Here is a 15,750-nt window from a genome sequence, read left to right as displayed (position 1 = left end):
GGGAACAAATTTCGCTCGTCGGGCCGGTCGCGCAGCGCAATCCGCAGCACCCCCCGGCGGCGCCGTGACAGCCGTCACGTCACGCACTTTCCACTCCCCTGACCGCTAATCCGCTATCAGATCAGTTGAATTCGATCTAGTAGACGACGGATTTCGTTGCCTGAGGGGGGTTGACGCTCTCTTAACACCAGATGTCTCATGACGTCCCGGGAGCGACCGAGTACCTGCAGAGCCAGCCATAACGGAGGCGATACCGCTCCCCCGTAGAGCCCCACCGAGCCCGATGGGACGCCGTATGACCGAAATCCTGCGCCCGCCCGCCGATCCCTCCGATGCCGCCGCCCCGCCGGCGGCGTCGGTCGAGCCACGGAAACTGACCCGCTCGATCGGCGTGGTCGGCGGCACGCTGCTCACCCTCTCCTGCCTCACACCGGCCTCGTCCCTGTTCGTCATCGTCCCGGGCTCGTTCGCCACCCTGGGCACCGGCACCGCGCTGACCCTGGTGATCGCCGTGGTGCTCTGTGTCGCGGTGGCCTTCTGCTACTCGGAGTTGGGCACGCTGATCCCCAGCGCGGGCGGCGAGTACGCCATGGTGGGCACGCTGACCGGCCGCTTCTCCGGGTGGCTGGTGTTCATCCAGGCGCTGATCGTGGTCATGATCGTCCCGCCGATCATCGCCCTGGGCACCGCCGACTACCTCGCGCCCCTCATCCACGTCGACGCCAAGATGATGGGCGCGGGCGTGATGCTGCTGGCCACCGTGATGGGCCTGCTCGATCTGCGGGCCAACGCCTGGATCACCGGGATCTTCCTGGTACTTGAGGTGGTCGCGTCCGCCGTGGTCGCCTTCCTCGGCTTCTCGCACACCCGGCGCTCCGCCTCGGTGCTGCTGCACCCGGTGATGGCCGGGGACCACGGCGCGAGCGTGCCGGTCACCGGTGGCCTGATCGTCGCGGGTCTGGCGGCGGCGCTGTTCATCCTGCAGGGGTTCTCCACCGCCGTGTACCTGTCCGAGGAGATGGAGAACCCGCGGCGCACCGTCTCCCGTACGGTCCTGTGGACGCTCGCCATCGGCGCGGCCGTCGTACTGGTCCCGGTGGTCGCGATCACCCTGGGCGCCCCGGACCTCAACACCCTTGCGGGCGGCGACATCGCGGGCATGGTGCAGAAGTGGAGCGACTCCGGCGTCGGCACCTTCATCAGCCTGTGCATCGCGCTGGCGATCATCAACGCGGCGATCGTGATGGTGATTCAGAACTCGCGGGTGCTGTACGCCTCGGCGCGCGACAACGCCTGGCCCGCACCGGTCAACCGGGCCTTCGCCGCCCTGAGCAAGCGGTTCGGCTCGCCGTGGATCGCCACGCTCGCGGTCGGCGTACCCGGTGCGGTGCTGTGCTTCGTGCCGGTGGCCACCCTCAACGGTGTGACCGGCGTGGCCGTCGCCGCGCTCTACGCCTTCGTGGCGCTGGCCGCCCTGGCGTCCCGGCGCGGCGTCCACAAGGAGCGCCAGGGCGTGTGGCGGATGCCGCTGTGGCCGGTGGTCCCGGTGGCGCTGCTGGCCGTGCTGGTCTGGGTGCTCGCCCAGCAGACCTCGCACGACCTGCTCATCACCGGCGCCATCACCGCGGTCGCCGCCCTGTACTGGGTGTTCTACCTGCGGCCGCGCCGGGCGACGCACTGGGTGATCACGATCCCCGAGGACGAGTTGACGTCCTGATCCAGGTAGTGGAAGCCCGGGTGCGGGTGCATCAGGAAGTCATGGTGGGAGATGTTCCACGCGTAGGCCCCGGCCAGCGCGAACACCACCCGGTCACCGGGCCGTAGCCCGGCGGCCTGCGGGACACCACGGGCGAGCACGTCCTTCGGGGTGCACAACTGCCCGGTGACCGTGGCCCGTTGCCCGCTCACCGCGGGCCTGGGCCAGGGGTACGGCCAGTCGTCCACCGGAAGCACGGTGAACGGCTGGTCGTGCCCCTTGGTCGCGGGTGTCCGCAGATGGTGGGTGCCGCCGCGCAGTACGGCGAACTCCTCGCCGTGGCTGCGCTTCACGTCCAGCACGTCGGTGGCGTACCAGCCGCAGTACGCGGTCAGCGCCCGCCCGGGCTCGATCCGCAGCCGCAGACCCGGGTGTCGGCGCAGCAACCGCCCAAGCCCGCTGCCGAACGCGGCCCAGTCGAAGCGGGCGCCCGGATCGGCGTAGTCAACGGCCATTCCGCCACCGGTGTCGACCTCCTCGACCGGGACGCGGAGCCGTACGGCCCACTCCACGATCCGCTCGGCGACGGCGAGTTGGGCGGCCGCGTCCAGGCCGCTGGCCAGGTGCGCGTGAATGCCGCGCAGTCGCAGGCGGGCGAAGTCCGGCTCGGCCAGCAGCGCCAGGCAGCGGTCGACACCTGCCGGGTCCAGGCCGAAGGGGCTCGGGCGGCCGCCCATCGCCAGGGCGACGCCGTGCAGTTCCACCGGCAGGTTGACCCGCAGCAGGATGTCGGCCCGACGGCCCGGTCCCACCGCGGATGCCAGCAGCCGCAGCTCGTGCTCGCTCTCCACATGGAAGCGCGACACCCCGACCTCCAGCGCCGCCGCGATTTCCGCGGGCGTCTTCCCCGGCCCGCCGAAGGCCACCGGCGCATCCGGCACCGCCCGGCGCACATGGGCGAGTTCACCCCCGGAGGCGACCTCGTACCCCGTCACGGCATCCCGCAGGGCGCTCAGGATCTGCGGCTCCGGATTGGCCTTGGCCGCGTAGTACAGCTCGACGCCCGCGGGCAACTCGTCCCGGACGTGGCGGGCGTGCGCCCGCAGCGCCCCGAGGTCATAGACGTACGCGGGCAACTCCCCGTCCGCCAGCGTCCGCACCCGCTCCCGCACCGCCTCAGTGATCACCGGACACTCCAGCTCCGAAGGTGAGGGCCCCCGCCCCGGCGCCCCGGGGCACCGCCCCCGGGGCGCCGGGGCGGTGGATCACCCCTGCCACCACACCCGGGGTCCGGGGTCCCGCTCCCGTCACAGGTCGGTGGTCTGGTGGCCTGCCCCCGGAAAAGGCGGAACGGGCCGGGCCGGCGAGCGGGGACGGCACCCGGACATAGCCCGCCTCGCGGTCCGCGCGGCGGGCCCAGCGGGTGAGCAGGTTGGCCTTGGCGGGCAGCGGCACCCCCGCGAGCAGGGCGCGCAGCCTCGGCGGGCAGCCCTGCTCGTCGGCGAACTCGCGCAGCACGGTGCGGACTTGCCCCCACAGTGCGGGCTCCAGCTCCGGGTGCAGATCGGCGAGCGCGGCCAGCAGTTCGGCGGTGTGGTTGACCAGCAGGCAGTAGACGACGCGGTCCCAGCCGCGCCGGGCGTCGTAGACCATCGGCCCTGCCACGTCGGCGGGCAGCCCGGCAAGCGCCTCGGCGTGCTGCTTGGCCAGCAGCTTGGTGCCCTCCAGGTCGCGGAAGACGACCTGTCGCGGCAGCCCCGCGCCGTCGACGCCGATCAGCACGTTCTGCAGATGCGGTTCGAGGACGACGCCGTAGTCGAAGTAGGCGGCGAGGACCGGTGGCAGCAGCAGCCGCAGATACGCCGTCCACCACTCCAACGCGGCCCGCCGCCCCTGTCCGGCCAGCAGCCGGGAGACATGGGCGCCGCTGGTCGGGTACTCGTCGGCCACCGCGGCGGCCAGTAGCGGGGTCACATCGGGCGCCAGGTGGCCGTCCAGATCGTCGCGGACGATCACGCCGAACCCTTCGAGCAGTGCGTCGTCCCCGGGGAGGGCCAGCGCTCGGTAGGCGGGCTCGCGCAGCATGGCGGCGCCGGGGAAGCGGGCGGTCAGCTCGCGGAGCACCGGATCGAGCAGCCGGGTCAGGGCGACCGCACCGGCCAGCTCGTAACGGGCGTTCTTGCGCAGGCAGTTGGTGATGCGCACATTGAGGCTGAACTTGAGAAAGGCACCCTGGCCGTGCAGCGTGCGCACGGACGCGGTCGCGGCGAACGGCGCACCGCGCTCGCCGAGGTCGAGCACGTCCCCGGCGCCGATCGCCTGGCGCAGCCGGGGTGCGCCGCCCAGCAGCTCGTACTGCCAGGGGTGGACGGGCAGCAGCCGGTAGCCGTCGGGGACCGGGCACAGCCCGTCGAGCACCGCGTCGGCACCTGGGGTGGCGCACTGCGCCGCCATCAACTCATGGCGTACGGCCAGGTAGCGCAGCGGGAAGGCGGCGAAGGCCTCCGGCGCGTAGGCGGCCCAGGAGTCCCGCGGCGCGGCGCGGGCCTTGGGGGTGGGGTGGAAGCGGTGGCCGTAGACCAGCGACTGCTCGGACTCCAGATAGCGGTCGTCGCCGTGGCGCGGGTGGGTGCGGAGCGCGAGGGCGGCGGCGATGCCGTCGCGGCTGGCGGCGAGCTGGGCGAGGAACTCGTCGTTGCCGACGCCGGAGCGCAACGACAGTTCGGTGTGCACGTACTCGCCCAGCTGCTCAAGTGTCACCTCCCGCCAGCCGCCATCGGCCTGCTCGGTCACCGGCCCGGTGAACCGGTGCGCTCCCAGCAGCGAGGTACGGCGCAGCGCCACCCGCAGCAGCACCCCCCTTCTGGGCAGCCGCAGCAGCAGATGCCCATCGACGACGGCGGTCTGGTGCTCGGGCCCTGACACCTCCCGCAGCAGGCAGTTGAGCAGGGTGTGGGCGGCGGCCAGGTCCGCGGCGGGCAGCGCCGCGGGCGTGCGGTCGGTCACCGGGGAGATCAGCATCAACGACTCCAGCGGGTACGGAAGGAAGCAGCAACGGATGGAAGCCAGGGCTCCGGGCGACCGGCGGCGGGAGGCTTCGGCCGCGCCGGCGGGCGACCACGTCGGCGCGGACCGGCGATCACGCGCGGGGCGTCAGCGCCGGTGGCCTTCCGGGGCCTGGTGGCGACGCCCGCAGCAGGTAGTTGGGCCCCGTCGTGTAGTGCTTGTTGATGTCGGCCGCGCGGCAGCGCTCCTTGCTGAACAGGGTGCCCGCGCTGACCATGGCCTTCACCGGCAGCCGTGCCGCCTCCAGCACCCGCTCGCGCAGGACCTCCCGCGGCGGTGGCGGCAGCCGGTCCACCGCCTCGGCCAGCCGGTCCCGGACCAGTCGCAGCACGGCGGTCAGCGGCGCCCGGCCGGTGCGGGCCAGTCCGTAGGCGTAAGCCCCCGCGCACAGATGCACGGTGATGGTGGTGAACAGGTCCGCCAGCGGCCCGTCGTCCTCGCTGACGATCCGTGGATCTTCGAACGCGACCGGTTCGAGCAGGTCGCCCAGCCGGACGGCGTTGACCCGCGGGCCGTCGTTGTCCTTGAGCAGTAGCCGCACTCGCGGGCCGTCCTCGGTGGCGTCGAAGACCAGCGAGATGTTCTGCTGGTGCGATTCCAGGGCGATCCCGTAGCCGAACAGGGTGGTCTGCCAGTCGAAGAGCAGCCGCAGCACGGCGTCCAGCAGCGCGAGCGGATCGCCGTCGTGGAAGCGGTCGGCGAGATGCTCGATCACCAGCCGACCGCTCGGCGCCGGAGCCAGCAGTGCGGCCATCGGCACGATCGCCGACCGGTCGAGCCCTGCCGGGTGGACGCGTACCAGGGCGGCGAGGAGTTGATGACCGGCGTGCGCCCAGCAGGTCTCGTCGGCGAGCAGCACACTGTCCTTGAACCGCGGCTCGTGGGCGATCACCGCTTGCAGCAGTCGCTGGCACGCGGCGCCGTCGGCCAGTGTGCCGGGTTTGATGGTGCGCCGGTTGCCGATGCCCAACGTCGCTGTGTCCAGCGGCAGTTTGAGATGGATACGGGGATGGTCGGCGACCGCCCCGGTGCGCATCGACAGGGTGGGGATCAGGTCGAGATGCGGTCTACGGGCCAGGGTGGCATACCGGTCGAGGCCGACCGAGCGCAGCGCGTCCTGGAGCGGCTGGGCCTTGGTCAGCGGGTGGACGGGCAGCGCGAGGTGATCGCGGTCGAGTTCCGGCAGGCCGAGCAGTGCGGGGCTGGGCCACCGGCCGGGCAGCACCTCCTCGAAGGGCGCCCCGGCGGCGGTGACCGCCTCGCGGGGCAGCACGACCCAGCGCGGCCGGTAGCGGGGGTGGAACTCCGGTGCGTAGGCGCGCAGTTCGGCGGTGCCGAGTCCACGGCGGCCGCGCGCGGTGGGGTAGACGGGATGGTCCAGGTAGGCGGCGAGGGTGTCATGGGCCAGGGCGCCGCGGTGGCCGCGCCAGCGGGCGGGGTCGGGGCCGTAGCGGGTGGCCAGCCGCTGGTGCGTCCCGGCGCGTACCTCGTCGTGCAGCCGCATGGTCGCCAGGGTCTGCCGGTACTCCTCGGCGAACTCGTCGAAACCGGGGCGGTCGACCGGGTCGGCGAGTGCGCGCAGCGCGCCCAGGATGTCGTCGCAGCTGGCCAGGTCGGCGGTGCGGCGGTCGGCGGTCTCGCGCCGCAGCAGCGGCAGCCGGGCCGCGTACTCGCTCTGGTAGCCGTCCTCGGCGACCGGCAGCAGCAGCGCCTCGCCCTCCGCGGCGGGCAGCCGCAGCCAGCGCCCGTCCTGCCGTACGACCGGTGTGCTGCGGCTGCGCAGCCCGACGACGTCCTCCCGCAGTAGTGCGCTCAGCACCCGGATCGTCAACTCGTCCTCGGCGGTCACGGGGCGATCTCCCAGCGCTGGGCGGCGAGGAACTCGGCGGCGGCCCGGTCCACGGCCGCCTGGTCGGTGCCGGTGGTCCGCAGCACGCCGAGGTAGTCCCGGTTGGTGTGGTACAGCGCATGCCGCTCGCCGACCGGGCGCAGCGGGCGGTACGTCAACCGCACGCCGTCCAGGGTCCGTTCGGTCGCCTCGGGCGCCGCGGTCAGTGTTCCGGCGCGGTCGGCGTACGGGTAGTCGACCCGGGCCCGGCCGTCGGTGCGCACCCCGAGGTCGGCGGGGAGCGGCTCGCCCAGATGCACCCGCAGGATCCGCTCGAAGAGCGGGATGCCCAGCAGGCCGCCGAGCAGCAGGTCACCGTGGTCGCCGATGGCGCGGTAGTTGACCTCGATCAGCCGCGCCCGGCCGTCCCGCACCACGTACTCGGTGTGGCAGGCCCCGAACGCCACGCCGAGCGCGTCGAGTTGGGCAAGCACCTGGACGACGGCACCGGGCGACGGCTCGGGGTCGTAGACCAGGCGTTCCTCGATGAAGTACGGCAGCGGGGACAGCTCCGTTCGGAAACCGCCGAGCACATGCCGGGCGCCGGTGCCGTCGCCCAGGGTCTCCAGGGTGCGCAGCCCACCGGCCAGGAATTCTTCCACTATCAGCGCGGCACCGGGCCGCCTGGCCTGGATCCGGGCGCAGCGCGCGACCAGTTCACGGTCGTCCTCGGCGAGTACCACGTCCTCGCTGGCCACCCCCTCGCGCGGTTTGATGACACACGGATACCGCACCTGCGACTTCTCCGGTAGTACGCCCGGGTCCTGGTCCGGCGGCAGTTCGGCACACCACACGGTGTCCGCGCCGCGAGCGGCGAGATGGCGGCGCAGCTGCGCCTTGTTCTTGGTGCGCAACGCGACCCGCCAGTCCTTGCCGGGCAGCCCGAAGTAGTCCGCGACCAGGGCCGTCTGGACCTGCAGATGGTCGCTGTTGCTGAACACCGCGTCCGGTGCGCGGTGTTGCGAGATCGCCCCGATGACCTCGCGGACCTCGCGGACGTCGCAGCCGATGACCTCCACACCCGAGGGGTACCGGGCGCGGTGGTGCGACGCGGGGTCGTCGGTGAGGACGGTGACGTCAAGGCCGAGCCGCTCGGCGGCAGGCAGGAACCCGTCGGTGACCGAGTCGGTGGGGTTGAGCGCGAGCAGGTAGAGCCGCATGGGGGACACCCTTCGTTCGGTCACCAACACGCGATCAACTTAGGTTAGGCATACCTAAGCGTGTCAAGTATCGTGAGGCCATCCGGGCGCACCCACCACGTTGATCGGAACGTCAAATGTCCCCTGCGCGTTCAGTGTTCGCGGATCACACCTGGACGGCCGCACGGCCGCTCGCCGACCTGTACCGCCAGCTCGCCCGGCACTGCGAGGCGTGGTGCGCCCACTTCACCGCGAGCCCCGCGGGGTGGATACCGGTGGCGGACCTCACCAGCCGCCCGGAGGCGCTCGCCGCCGTCATCGACGGCGAATCCGCCCGCATCCTGGCCGAACACGGCCTGCGGCCGCGCCGTGACGTCGCCGCCTCGCGGGTGCTGCACCACTACCTGTGGACGGCCTGCCTGCTGTTCAGCGGCCCCTGGTACCTGGACCGCCGGGTCCCCCGGATCACGCCGGACCAGGTCCGTATCGACCCGGCGAGTGGGAACCTCGCGGTCACGCCCGGCCGGTGCACGGCCGCGGGGCAGGCGGCGCGCCCGGCCGAGTTGCGCGACGCGGTCGTGGAGCACATGGCGCCGGTGCTGCGGGCCTTCGGCCCCGAGGCCCGGCGCGGTCCGCGTGCGCTGTGGGGGATGGCGGGCGACGACCTGGTGTCCGGCATCTGGTACCTGGGCCGGACGTTCGGCGACGAAGGGCGCGGGGTGCGGGAGGCCACCGCCGTACTCCCCGGTGGCACCCCGCCGTTCCCCGGCGGCGCCGCGTTCCGCGAGCTGCCCGGCCCCGCGGGCCGCCGCCAGCCGACCCGCACCCGGCAGGGCTGCTGCATGTACTACGCGATCCGGCCGGACGATGCCTGCCTGACCTGCCCCCGGACCAGTGACGCCGAGCGGTTGCGGCGGATGGCGTAGGCGTCCACCGGACCGGGCCCGCGCAGCACGCGGCGGCGGCGAAGGCCTCGGCGACGCCCACCGTCGGCAGCAGCACGGCCGGCACCGCGAACCAGGTCAGGAACCCGAACTCGGCGCGGACCACCCCGCTCAGGAACTCCACCGCTGCGCCCGCTCCCCGGTGGCGGTGCGTGTGCACGACCTGCGTGACGACGAGGACCGGAAAGGGCGAGTACATCCCGACGGCGTGCGGGCCCAGGCCCGGCCACCGCGGTGGCGGTGAACACGTAGCGGGCGACCACGCCCATCCGCACCGCGAGGTTCGCCTCGGCGCCCTCGCCGCCCCGGGACGCCGTGCGCGGCGCGGGCCACCTCCGCAGCACCGCGAGCAGCACGGTCACCGCCGGCGCGGTGGCGTCCAACGGCCCGACCGCGGCGCCCGGTTGTACGCCCGCGCACACCAGGAACACCGCGCACGCGACGAGCACCGAGCGCACCGGCCCATGGCGGCGGGCGGTCACCGCGCAGGACCAGCACAGCAGACAGGCCGCGGTCGCCCCGTCGAGAGCGGCGGCGGCCATGTGCCCGGCGAACGCCGGACCGTGGCCCAGTGCCGCGAACAGCACGATCGGCCCGGAGGTCAGCGGCAGCCCGCCGACGTGCGCTGGGCCGAGGATCAGGCATCGCCGGGCAGCAGATGCTGGTCGACCTGGCGGAAGGTCCAGGTGCCGTGCGTACGGGTGAAGACCCAGACCAGGTCGAAACGGTTCGGCCAGGTGGCCGGGACACCGGTGTGGGACGCGCCGAGGGCCTTGACGATGGCCGGGATGCGGCTGTGCTCCCAGCAGATCAGCACCGGTTCGGGGGCGGCGAGCGCGGCGGTGGCCAGCGCCGCTTCCTGGGATTCCGCGTAGGTGGTGTTCAGCGTGAGACCCATGTGGTGGGCCAGCGGTGTCACGGTCTGCCGCATGCGGTGGGCTCCGGCGTGTGGGCCCTGGTCCGTGGCGGCGTAGATGGTCCGCGGGCGTTCGATGCCGGTCGCCAGGGGCTGACTCCGGGGCGGGTCGAACAGTTTCGGCAGCGCGTTGGCCCGGTCCCAGCCGCGCTGGGTGAGCGACTTGCTGTCCTGGTGGCCGTTGTCACCGATGCCGGGGTGGCTCGCGTCCGGCTTCTCGCCATGCCTGATGATCATGATGACGGTGTCTGCCGACGTGCCCGCGCTGGACGCGTCGGCGGGAGCGGGAGCGGCCTTGTGCGATCCCTTGCTGCCGCAGCCTGCCAGTAACACGGGGGCGGCTGCCGCCAGGCCGGCCAGCACCCAACGCCGGCTCACGGCCCCGGCGTTGGAGTCGGTCCGCTCCGGCGACGGCATGTCTGCAGCCGTCCGACTGTGCGTCATCTGGGGTTCCTCCCGAGTGCGGCGGAATTACATGATCGCGTGGCAGTACAGCATGCCTTTCTGAGAAAGCCCTTCGGGGGGGCCATGCCCACTGCGCAGCCGACAGGCGGCGGAGGAAGCGCTCGAACCGATACCGGCGATCACTCAACTCGCCTCGAACCCGCCGAACTTCACATCAAGGTGACCAATGCGGCTCCGGACGGCGGCCCGCTCCGCCTTAAAGGCGCCTTAATAGATCTTTATGTAACGACCATTGTGAAAAAACCGCAGGTCAGAGCGGTTCCCGGCGTTGTGTTCTCCATTGGCCCGTCGGTGTGTGCTGCATAGGATCGGGCCCCGTCTGCGAGACCGCCGCGATGTGAGAGCGCCTTTCGGTGCCACTCGTGCGTCCGCCGACGCCCCGCCCCACTTCACAGACAAGGCCCACGACCATGGCTGCTCATCGCGCACGCCGAATGTCGCTCGGCGGACTCGTGCTCCTGCTCGCCGCCGCTTTCACCGTCGCGCTCCTGGTGTCGACGACAGGTCCGGTCGCCTCGCGGGCGCATGCCGCGGGCGGCGCCCAGACCTGGTCCGACGAGTTCGACGGCCCCGCAGGCGCCGCACCGGATCCCACGAAGTGGACCTTGGAGACCGGGGGCTCGGGGAACGGCAACCACGAGTTGGAGTACTACACGAACAGCACCAGCAACGCCTCGCTCGACGGCCAGGGGCATCTGGTCATCACCGCCCGCAAGAACACCGACCCCGGCCTCAACTGCTGGTACGGACCGTGCCAGTACACCTCGGCGCGGCTGAACACGGCCAAGTCCTTCACCCAGGCCTACGGCCACTTCGAAGCCCGAATAAAGATCCCGCGCGGTCAGGGTGTGTGGCCCGCCTTCTGGATGCTGGGCAACGACATCGGCAGCGTCGGCTGGCCCAACAACGGCGAGATCGACGTCATGGAGAACATCGGCAAGGAGCCGGGAACCGTCCACGGCACCATCCACGGCCCCGGCTACTCCGGATCCGGCGGCCTCGGCGCTCCCTACACCCTGCCCGGTGGCAAGGCCTTCGCGGACGACTTCCACGTCTTCGCCGTCGACTGGAGCCCGAACTCGATCAGTTGGTCGGTGGACGGCTCGGTCTACGAGACCCGCACACCGGCCGACGCCGGCAGCAACAAGTGGGTCTTCAACCATCCCTTCTTCGTCATCCTCAACCTGGCGATCGGGGGCGACTGGCCGGGCGGCCCGGACGCGTCCACGTCCTTCCCGCAGACCATGACCGTCGACTACGTCCGCGCCACGGCCTGGAACAACGCCCCCTCCGGGGCGGACAAGAGCGGCGCGATCACCGGGACCGGTGGCATGTGCGCCGACGTGGCCGGTGGCTCGAACACCGACGGGACCCCGATCCAACTGCACAACTGCACCGGCAACCCGGCCCAGCACTGGACGATCGGCAGCGACGGCACCGTACGCGCGCTCGGGAAGTGCCTGGACGTCGCGGGCGGCTCCACCGCCGACGGGGCGCCCGTCCAGCTCTACACCTGCAACGGCACCCGGGCCCAGCAGTGGACGTACACCGACGCCCACGACCTGACCAACACCGGCGCGAACAAGTGCCTGGACGCCAAGGGCAACTCCTCGGCGGACGGCACCCGGCTGCAGATCTGGTCGTGCGGCGGTGGCGCCAACCAGAAGTGGACCATCGGCTGATCCCGACCGCGCCTGATGTACCAGCCCCCGCCCCGCCCTCAGCGCCACGCCCCTGAAGGAAGCAGCACCATGACGCCGCGCCACCACCGACCGATATCACGCCGAAAGCTCCTCACCGCGTCCGCGGGCCTGGCCCTGGCCGTACCCGCAGCGGCGTGGTGGGTTGAGTCCAGCGCCAACGCGTCCACCGCCACCACGCTCCCGCTGGACCTGGTCAACACCACCGGCAGCAACACCGTTTACGCCTACGTGCTCGGCCGCGACCCCGCGGCAGGCGACAGTTGGGCCTTCCTGCAGGCCGATGGCTCCACCCTCCACCATCCGCCGTCTCCGGCGAACGACCAGACGCCGCTGGGCGTTGACTGTGCCATCGCGCTGGGCGGGTCGGGGGCCGGCCCCCGCAGGGTCACCCTGCCACGTCTGGACAGCGGACGGATCTACTTCTCCGTCGGAGCCAAGCTCACCTTCCTCATCAACCGCGGCGGCGGCCTGGCACTTCCCTCGGTGAGCAACCCCGCCGACCCCAACACGGCGGTCCGGCACGACTTCTGCGAGTTCACCTTCAACAACGACCAGCTGTACGCCAACATCACCTTCGTCGACATGGTCAGCCTCCCGATCTCCTTCCAACTGGAGACCGCCCAAGGCACCCAGACGGTGCGCGGACTGCCGTCGGACGGCCTGGCGCGCGTGGCCGGCTCACTGCGTGCCCAGTCCGCGGCTGACGGCAGCGACTGGGGTCGGCTGATCGTCAACAAGGACGGCGCGGACCTGCGGGTCCTCAGCCCCAACCTGGCCATGCGCGGGAACAAGTCGCTGTTCTCCGGCTACTTCGACAACTACGTCGACCAGGTGTGGAACAAGTACCGCTCCACCGACCTGCACATCGACACCCAGTTCACCTGGGGCACCGCCACCGGCCGGGTATCCGGCGACACCCTGGCCTTCCCGGGAATCGGCAGCTTCGCCAAACCCTCCACACAGGCGATCTTCTCCTGCAGTGACGCCCCCTTCACCACGGGAAACGACGCCATGGGCAACCTCAGCGCGAGGCTGGCCGCCGCCTTCAACCGCACCACCCTGCTGGACAATCCGAACCAGCCGGACGCGGAGAACCCGGCCGCTTTCTACACCCGGCCGCACACCAACCACTACGCGCGCATTCTGCACTCCACCACCGCGGACCGACTCGGTTACGCGTTCCCGTACGACGACGTGCACCCGGCCGGAGTGGATTTCGAAGGCAAGGTCCAGTCGGGGACCCCCACCCGATTCACCATCACCGTCGGCGGCCTGGCGGGCAACGGCGGCACCGCGAGCAGCACGCCCACTCCGACCGCGGTCGCCACCGGAGCTTCGGCCGCGGCCGCCACCGGCGGGATGGGAGCCTTCACCACCATCCGCGCCGAGACCTTCAGCGCCCAGTCAGGCGCCCATGGAGAGCGCTGCTCCGATGTCGGCGGCGGTACCGACATGGGATGGCTGGCCAACGGCGACTGGCTGAAGTACTCGGCAGTCGACTTCGGTGGCACCGGAGCCACCCGTTTCACCGCCCGAGTCGCGTCCGGGGCGGCGGGCGGGGTCAGCGGCCTGGTGCAGGTCCGGCTGGGGAGCCCCACGGCCGCGCCGATCGGCGGCTTCGCCGTCGCCTCCACCGGCGGCTGGCAACGCTGGCGCACCGTCCCCGCGGACATCCGCCGGACCACTGGAATCCACGACGTCTACCTCACCTTCGACAGCGGTCAGCCTGCCGACTTCGTCAACCTCAACTGGTTCACCTTCGGCTAGCGGGAAGCAGACCGGCGGATCCGTTTCGGAGTCATTGCCGGTAGACGCCATCAAGCCGGTTATGTCGGCGAGCCCGGGTAGTCGCTGGAGGAGGGTCGAGCCACGGCCGGGTCCGCCCGGCCGCTGGTATGGCCGCCGCTGGGAGGAGGACTCATGCACCCGCAAGCGACAACGCCCCGGCCGGCCCGGGTTCCGCACGGCGCCAACGAGGAGGGCGACGGCATCGTCATCGGTGACGGCCCGGTCAGCCTCGACGCGTACATCGACTTCCAGTGCCCCTACTGTCGACAGTTCACCGGCACTTCCGGACCGCTGCTGGACGGATTGCTCGCCGACGGCCGGATCACCGCCATCTACCACCCGATGTCGTTCCTCGACGCCATGTCGACCAATCACTACTCCGCCCGCGCCTCGGCCGCCTCCGGCTGCGCGGCGGACAGCGGAAGTTTCGTGGAGTACGCCTACGCGCTCTTCGCCAACCAGCCACCGGAAGGCGGCCCCGGACTCACCGACGAGGAACTGGTCGTACTCGGCGCGACGGCGGGCCTCACCGGCGCCTTCGCGGACTGCGTACGGCTGGGTGCCCACCGTGACTGGCCCCCGTACGTCACCTCGCGGGCCTACCAGCGCGGCGTCCGCGGCACACCGACCGTCCTGGTCGAGGGTGCCCCCGTGCCGCCGCATCCGAGCCTGATCAGGAGCGCGGTGGCGAGAGTGCTTCCGCACATGGTCTGAGCACCCGGACGGAGGTGTGCGCGGATGACGGTGAAGCTGAACGCGAAACACCCGGACATCGAGCAGGCCGCGGCACACCCGCGCGGACTGCCGGATGGACGGCGATCCGCCGCCCGGTGACGCGTCGCGCGGAGAGTAGGACGACCTTCCGCGCGGAAGGACACCGCCGCCTGCTACCACCCTCGCCCGTTCCCCCGTGGCCCCGGGATATGGCCCGGGACTGACGGGGAGAGCGGGCGCCGGACCCTCAGGCCTGTCCGCCCGCGCACTGCGGGTGTCCCCAGCTCGTCCCGACCTTGGTGATCTTGTCGCCCTTGGCGTACGGGCGGGTGCACGGGCAGGTCCCGGAGTAGCGCGCGGAGATCGTCCGCGCGCCGCCCGGGGAACTCTTCTTCGCCTTCGCGGCGGACGAGGCAGAGGAGCGACCGGCGCGCTGAGAGGAGGCGGGAACCGGGTCTGGCACCGGGAGGTCGGCCGCGCTACCGCCCGCTGCCTGCTGGGTGCGGGCCGCATCGCTGGCGGCCTTGTCGGCGATCGCGTTCAGCGGATCGCCGTTCACCTGGTGCGCCGGGACGTACACGAAGGTGACGTCCCGCCCCTGCAGAAGGGCGTCGATGCGCTGGATCAGCTCGCGGTTGGCCACCGGCTTGCCGCTCGCGGTCTTCCAGCCGTTGCGCTTCCATCCCGCCAGCCACTTCGTCACCGCATCACGGGTGTAGGTGCTGTCGAGGCGGATCTCCAGCGAAGCGGCGGGATCCGTCGCGGCGAGCAGCTGCTCCAACGCCGTGAGCTCGCCGACGTTGTTGGTGCTGTGCCCCAGCGGTCCGGACTGCCACCGCTGCGGCACCCCCGCACTGTCGGCGATCACGAACGCCCAGGCTGCCGGCCCGGGGTTGCCCTTGGCGGCTCCGTCACACGCCGCGATGAGTCGTTCGACCATCCCCCGATCATCTCAGGCCCGGCCCCGCTCTCGCCGCGGGCGTCCGGTTCGGGGCCTGACAACCAGGAACGACGACAGGTGACGAGACGCCAGGTCACCGAGCAAGGACCGAGCGCCACCGCAACGCTGAGGGCGCCCTGCTTCCGCAGAGCGCCCTCAGCACGTGGTGCGGCGGTCACGCCACCGCTGCCCGGCGGCGCACCACCAGGCCCTGTGGTCTCGGTGGGGCCCCTCGCAGCCGGGTTGCGGATCGCAGGCGCGCACGGCTCGTGGAGCGGTCTTCGACCGGGGGCCGTGCGCGCCGCGTGTCCGCGGCGCGCACGGCGCTCCTGGGTCAAGGCACCGGGATCTGGCCGGTGCGGTTGCCCGGCCCTGTGGCTCCCGACCAGGTGTCGGGTCGGCGGGCGGAGGGCAGGGCTGGTGCGGGGCGCGGGTGGCGGCCGGCGCGCGCGAGGGGGCGGGGGCGGGGCTGGGGGGGGTGGGGGGGGGGG

12 protein-coding genes are annotated in these 15,750 nt (G+C 71.9%); 5 read left to right on the top strand and 7 right to left on the bottom strand.

The window, feature by feature from the left end:
* Window positions 1-295 precede the first annotated feature (295 nt).
* On the top strand, window positions 296-1,717 hold the full coding sequence (locus tag P2L57_RS36665; RefSeq protein ID WP_275822283.1) for an APC family permease: 1,422 nt from the start codon (window positions 296-298) through the stop codon (window positions 1,715-1,717).
* Here the strand turns inward: P2L57_RS36665 and P2L57_RS36660 are convergent.
* The 4 genes from P2L57_RS36660 to P2L57_RS36645 all read right to left on the bottom strand — a co-directional run bounded on the left by P2L57_RS36660 (window position 1,651) and on the right by P2L57_RS36645 (window position 7,810).
* A complete protein-coding gene (locus P2L57_RS36660; protein ID WP_275822327.1) occupies window positions 1,651-2,880 on the bottom strand; it encodes a type III PLP-dependent enzyme in 1,230 nt (409 codons plus the stop codon). The genes P2L57_RS36665 and P2L57_RS36660 overlap by 67 nt on opposite strands.
* Window positions 2,873-4,717: an IucA/IucC family protein gene (locus P2L57_RS36655; protein ID WP_275822281.1), complete on the bottom strand. Its 1,845-nt coding sequence runs from the start codon at window positions 4,715-4,717 to the stop codon at window positions 2,873-2,875. Before P2L57_RS36655 ends, P2L57_RS36660 begins: the two co-directional genes overlap by 8 nt.
* A gap of 118 nt (window positions 4,718-4,835) precedes the next feature.
* Complete coding sequence (locus P2L57_RS36650) at window positions 4,836-6,611, bottom strand: IucA/IucC family protein (RefSeq protein ID WP_275822279.1); 1,776 nt, start codon at window positions 6,609-6,611, stop codon at window positions 4,836-4,838.
* On the bottom strand, window positions 6,608-7,810 hold the full coding sequence (locus P2L57_RS36645; protein ID WP_275822277.1) for an ATP-grasp domain-containing protein: 1,203 nt from the start codon (window positions 7,808-7,810) through the stop codon (window positions 6,608-6,610). Before P2L57_RS36645 ends, P2L57_RS36650 begins: the two co-directional genes overlap by 4 nt.
* Window positions 7,811-7,926: 116 nt before the next feature.
* On the opposite strand from P2L57_RS36645, the gene P2L57_RS36640 reads away from it, so the two are divergent.
* Window positions 7,927-8,715 carry a (2Fe-2S)-binding protein gene (locus tag P2L57_RS36640; protein WP_275822275.1) on the top strand — a complete coding sequence of 263 codons (789 nt, stop codon included), beginning with the start codon at window positions 7,927-7,929 and terminating at the stop codon, window positions 8,713-8,715.
* On the opposite strand, the gene P2L57_RS36635 is transcribed toward P2L57_RS36640, so the two are convergent.
* Window positions 8,637-9,320, bottom strand: coding sequence for a hypothetical protein (locus tag P2L57_RS36635; RefSeq protein ID WP_275822273.1), 684 nt, complete (start codon window positions 9,318-9,320; stop codon window positions 8,637-8,639). The genes P2L57_RS36640 and P2L57_RS36635 overlap by 79 nt on opposite strands.
* Window positions 9,321-9,370: 50 nt before the next feature.
* Window positions 9,371-10,093 (bottom strand): hypothetical protein, encoded by a 723-nt coding sequence (locus tag P2L57_RS36630; protein ID WP_275822271.1) that lies wholly within the window; start codon window positions 10,091-10,093, stop codon window positions 9,371-9,373.
* 431 nt (window positions 10,094-10,524) lie between these two features.
* Here P2L57_RS36630 and P2L57_RS36625 point away from each other — a divergent pair, with 431 nt between their 5' ends.
* The 3 genes from P2L57_RS36625 to P2L57_RS36615 all read left to right on the top strand — a co-directional run bounded on the left by P2L57_RS36625 (window position 10,525) and on the right by P2L57_RS36615 (window position 14,319).
* Window positions 10,525-11,796 (top strand): family 16 glycosylhydrolase, encoded by a 1,272-nt coding sequence (locus tag P2L57_RS36625; RefSeq protein ID WP_275822269.1) that lies wholly within the window; start codon window positions 10,525-10,527, stop codon window positions 11,794-11,796.
* 69 nt (window positions 11,797-11,865) lie between these two features.
* Complete coding sequence (locus P2L57_RS36620) at window positions 11,866-13,584, top strand: beta-1,3-glucanase family protein (protein WP_275822267.1); 1,719 nt, start codon at window positions 11,866-11,868, stop codon at window positions 13,582-13,584.
* A 153-nt stretch (window positions 13,585-13,737) separates the two neighbouring features.
* Window positions 13,738-14,319: a DsbA family protein gene (locus P2L57_RS36615; protein ID WP_275822265.1), complete on the top strand. Its 582-nt coding sequence runs from the start codon at window positions 13,738-13,740 to the stop codon at window positions 14,317-14,319.
* 247 nt (window positions 14,320-14,566) lie between these two features.
* On the opposite strand, the gene P2L57_RS36610 is transcribed toward P2L57_RS36615, so the two are convergent.
* A complete protein-coding gene (locus P2L57_RS36610; protein ID WP_275822263.1) occupies window positions 14,567-15,259 on the bottom strand; it encodes a ribonuclease H family protein in 693 nt (230 codons plus the stop codon).
* Between the last annotated feature and the right edge of the window lie 491 nt (window positions 15,260-15,750).

Origin of the sequence: Streptantibioticus ferralitis (genome assembly GCF_029223525.1) — a bacterium.
Lineage (GTDB): Bacteria > Actinomycetota > Actinomycetes > Streptomycetales > Streptomycetaceae > Streptantibioticus_A > Streptantibioticus_A ferralitis.
This window is presented reverse-complemented; position numbering and strand designations above follow the sequence as displayed.

Bases quoted from the DNA above. Each gene is read 5' to 3' on its own strand.
- P2L57_RS36665 (WP_275822283.1), top strand. From the start codon at position 296: ATGACCGAAATCCTGCGCCCGCCCGCCGATCCCTCCGATGCCGCCGCC.
- P2L57_RS36655 (WP_275822281.1), bottom strand. From the start codon at position 4,717: ATGCTGATCTCCCCGGTGACCGACCGCACGCCCGCGGCGCTGCCCGCC.
- P2L57_RS36645 (WP_275822277.1), bottom strand. From the start codon at position 7,810: ATGCGGCTCTACCTGCTCGCGCTCAACCCCACCGACTCGGTCACCGAC.
- P2L57_RS36640 (WP_275822275.1), top strand. From the start codon at position 7,927: ATGTCCCCTGCGCGTTCAGTGTTCGCGGATCACACCTGGACGGCCGCA.
- P2L57_RS36630 (WP_275822271.1), bottom strand. From the start codon at position 10,093: ATGACGCACAGTCGGACGGCTGCAGACATGCCGTCGCCGGAGCGGACC.
- P2L57_RS36625 (WP_275822269.1), top strand. From the start codon at position 10,525: ATGGCTGCTCATCGCGCACGCCGAATGTCGCTCGGCGGACTCGTGCTC.
- P2L57_RS36620 (WP_275822267.1), top strand. From the start codon at position 11,866: ATGACGCCGCGCCACCACCGACCGATATCACGCCGAAAGCTCCTCACC.
- P2L57_RS36615 (WP_275822265.1), top strand. From the start codon at position 13,738: ATGCACCCGCAAGCGACAACGCCCCGGCCGGCCCGGGTTCCGCACGGC.
- P2L57_RS36610 (WP_275822263.1), bottom strand. From the start codon at position 15,259: ATGGTCGAACGACTCATCGCGGCGTGTGACGGAGCCGCCAAGGGCAAC.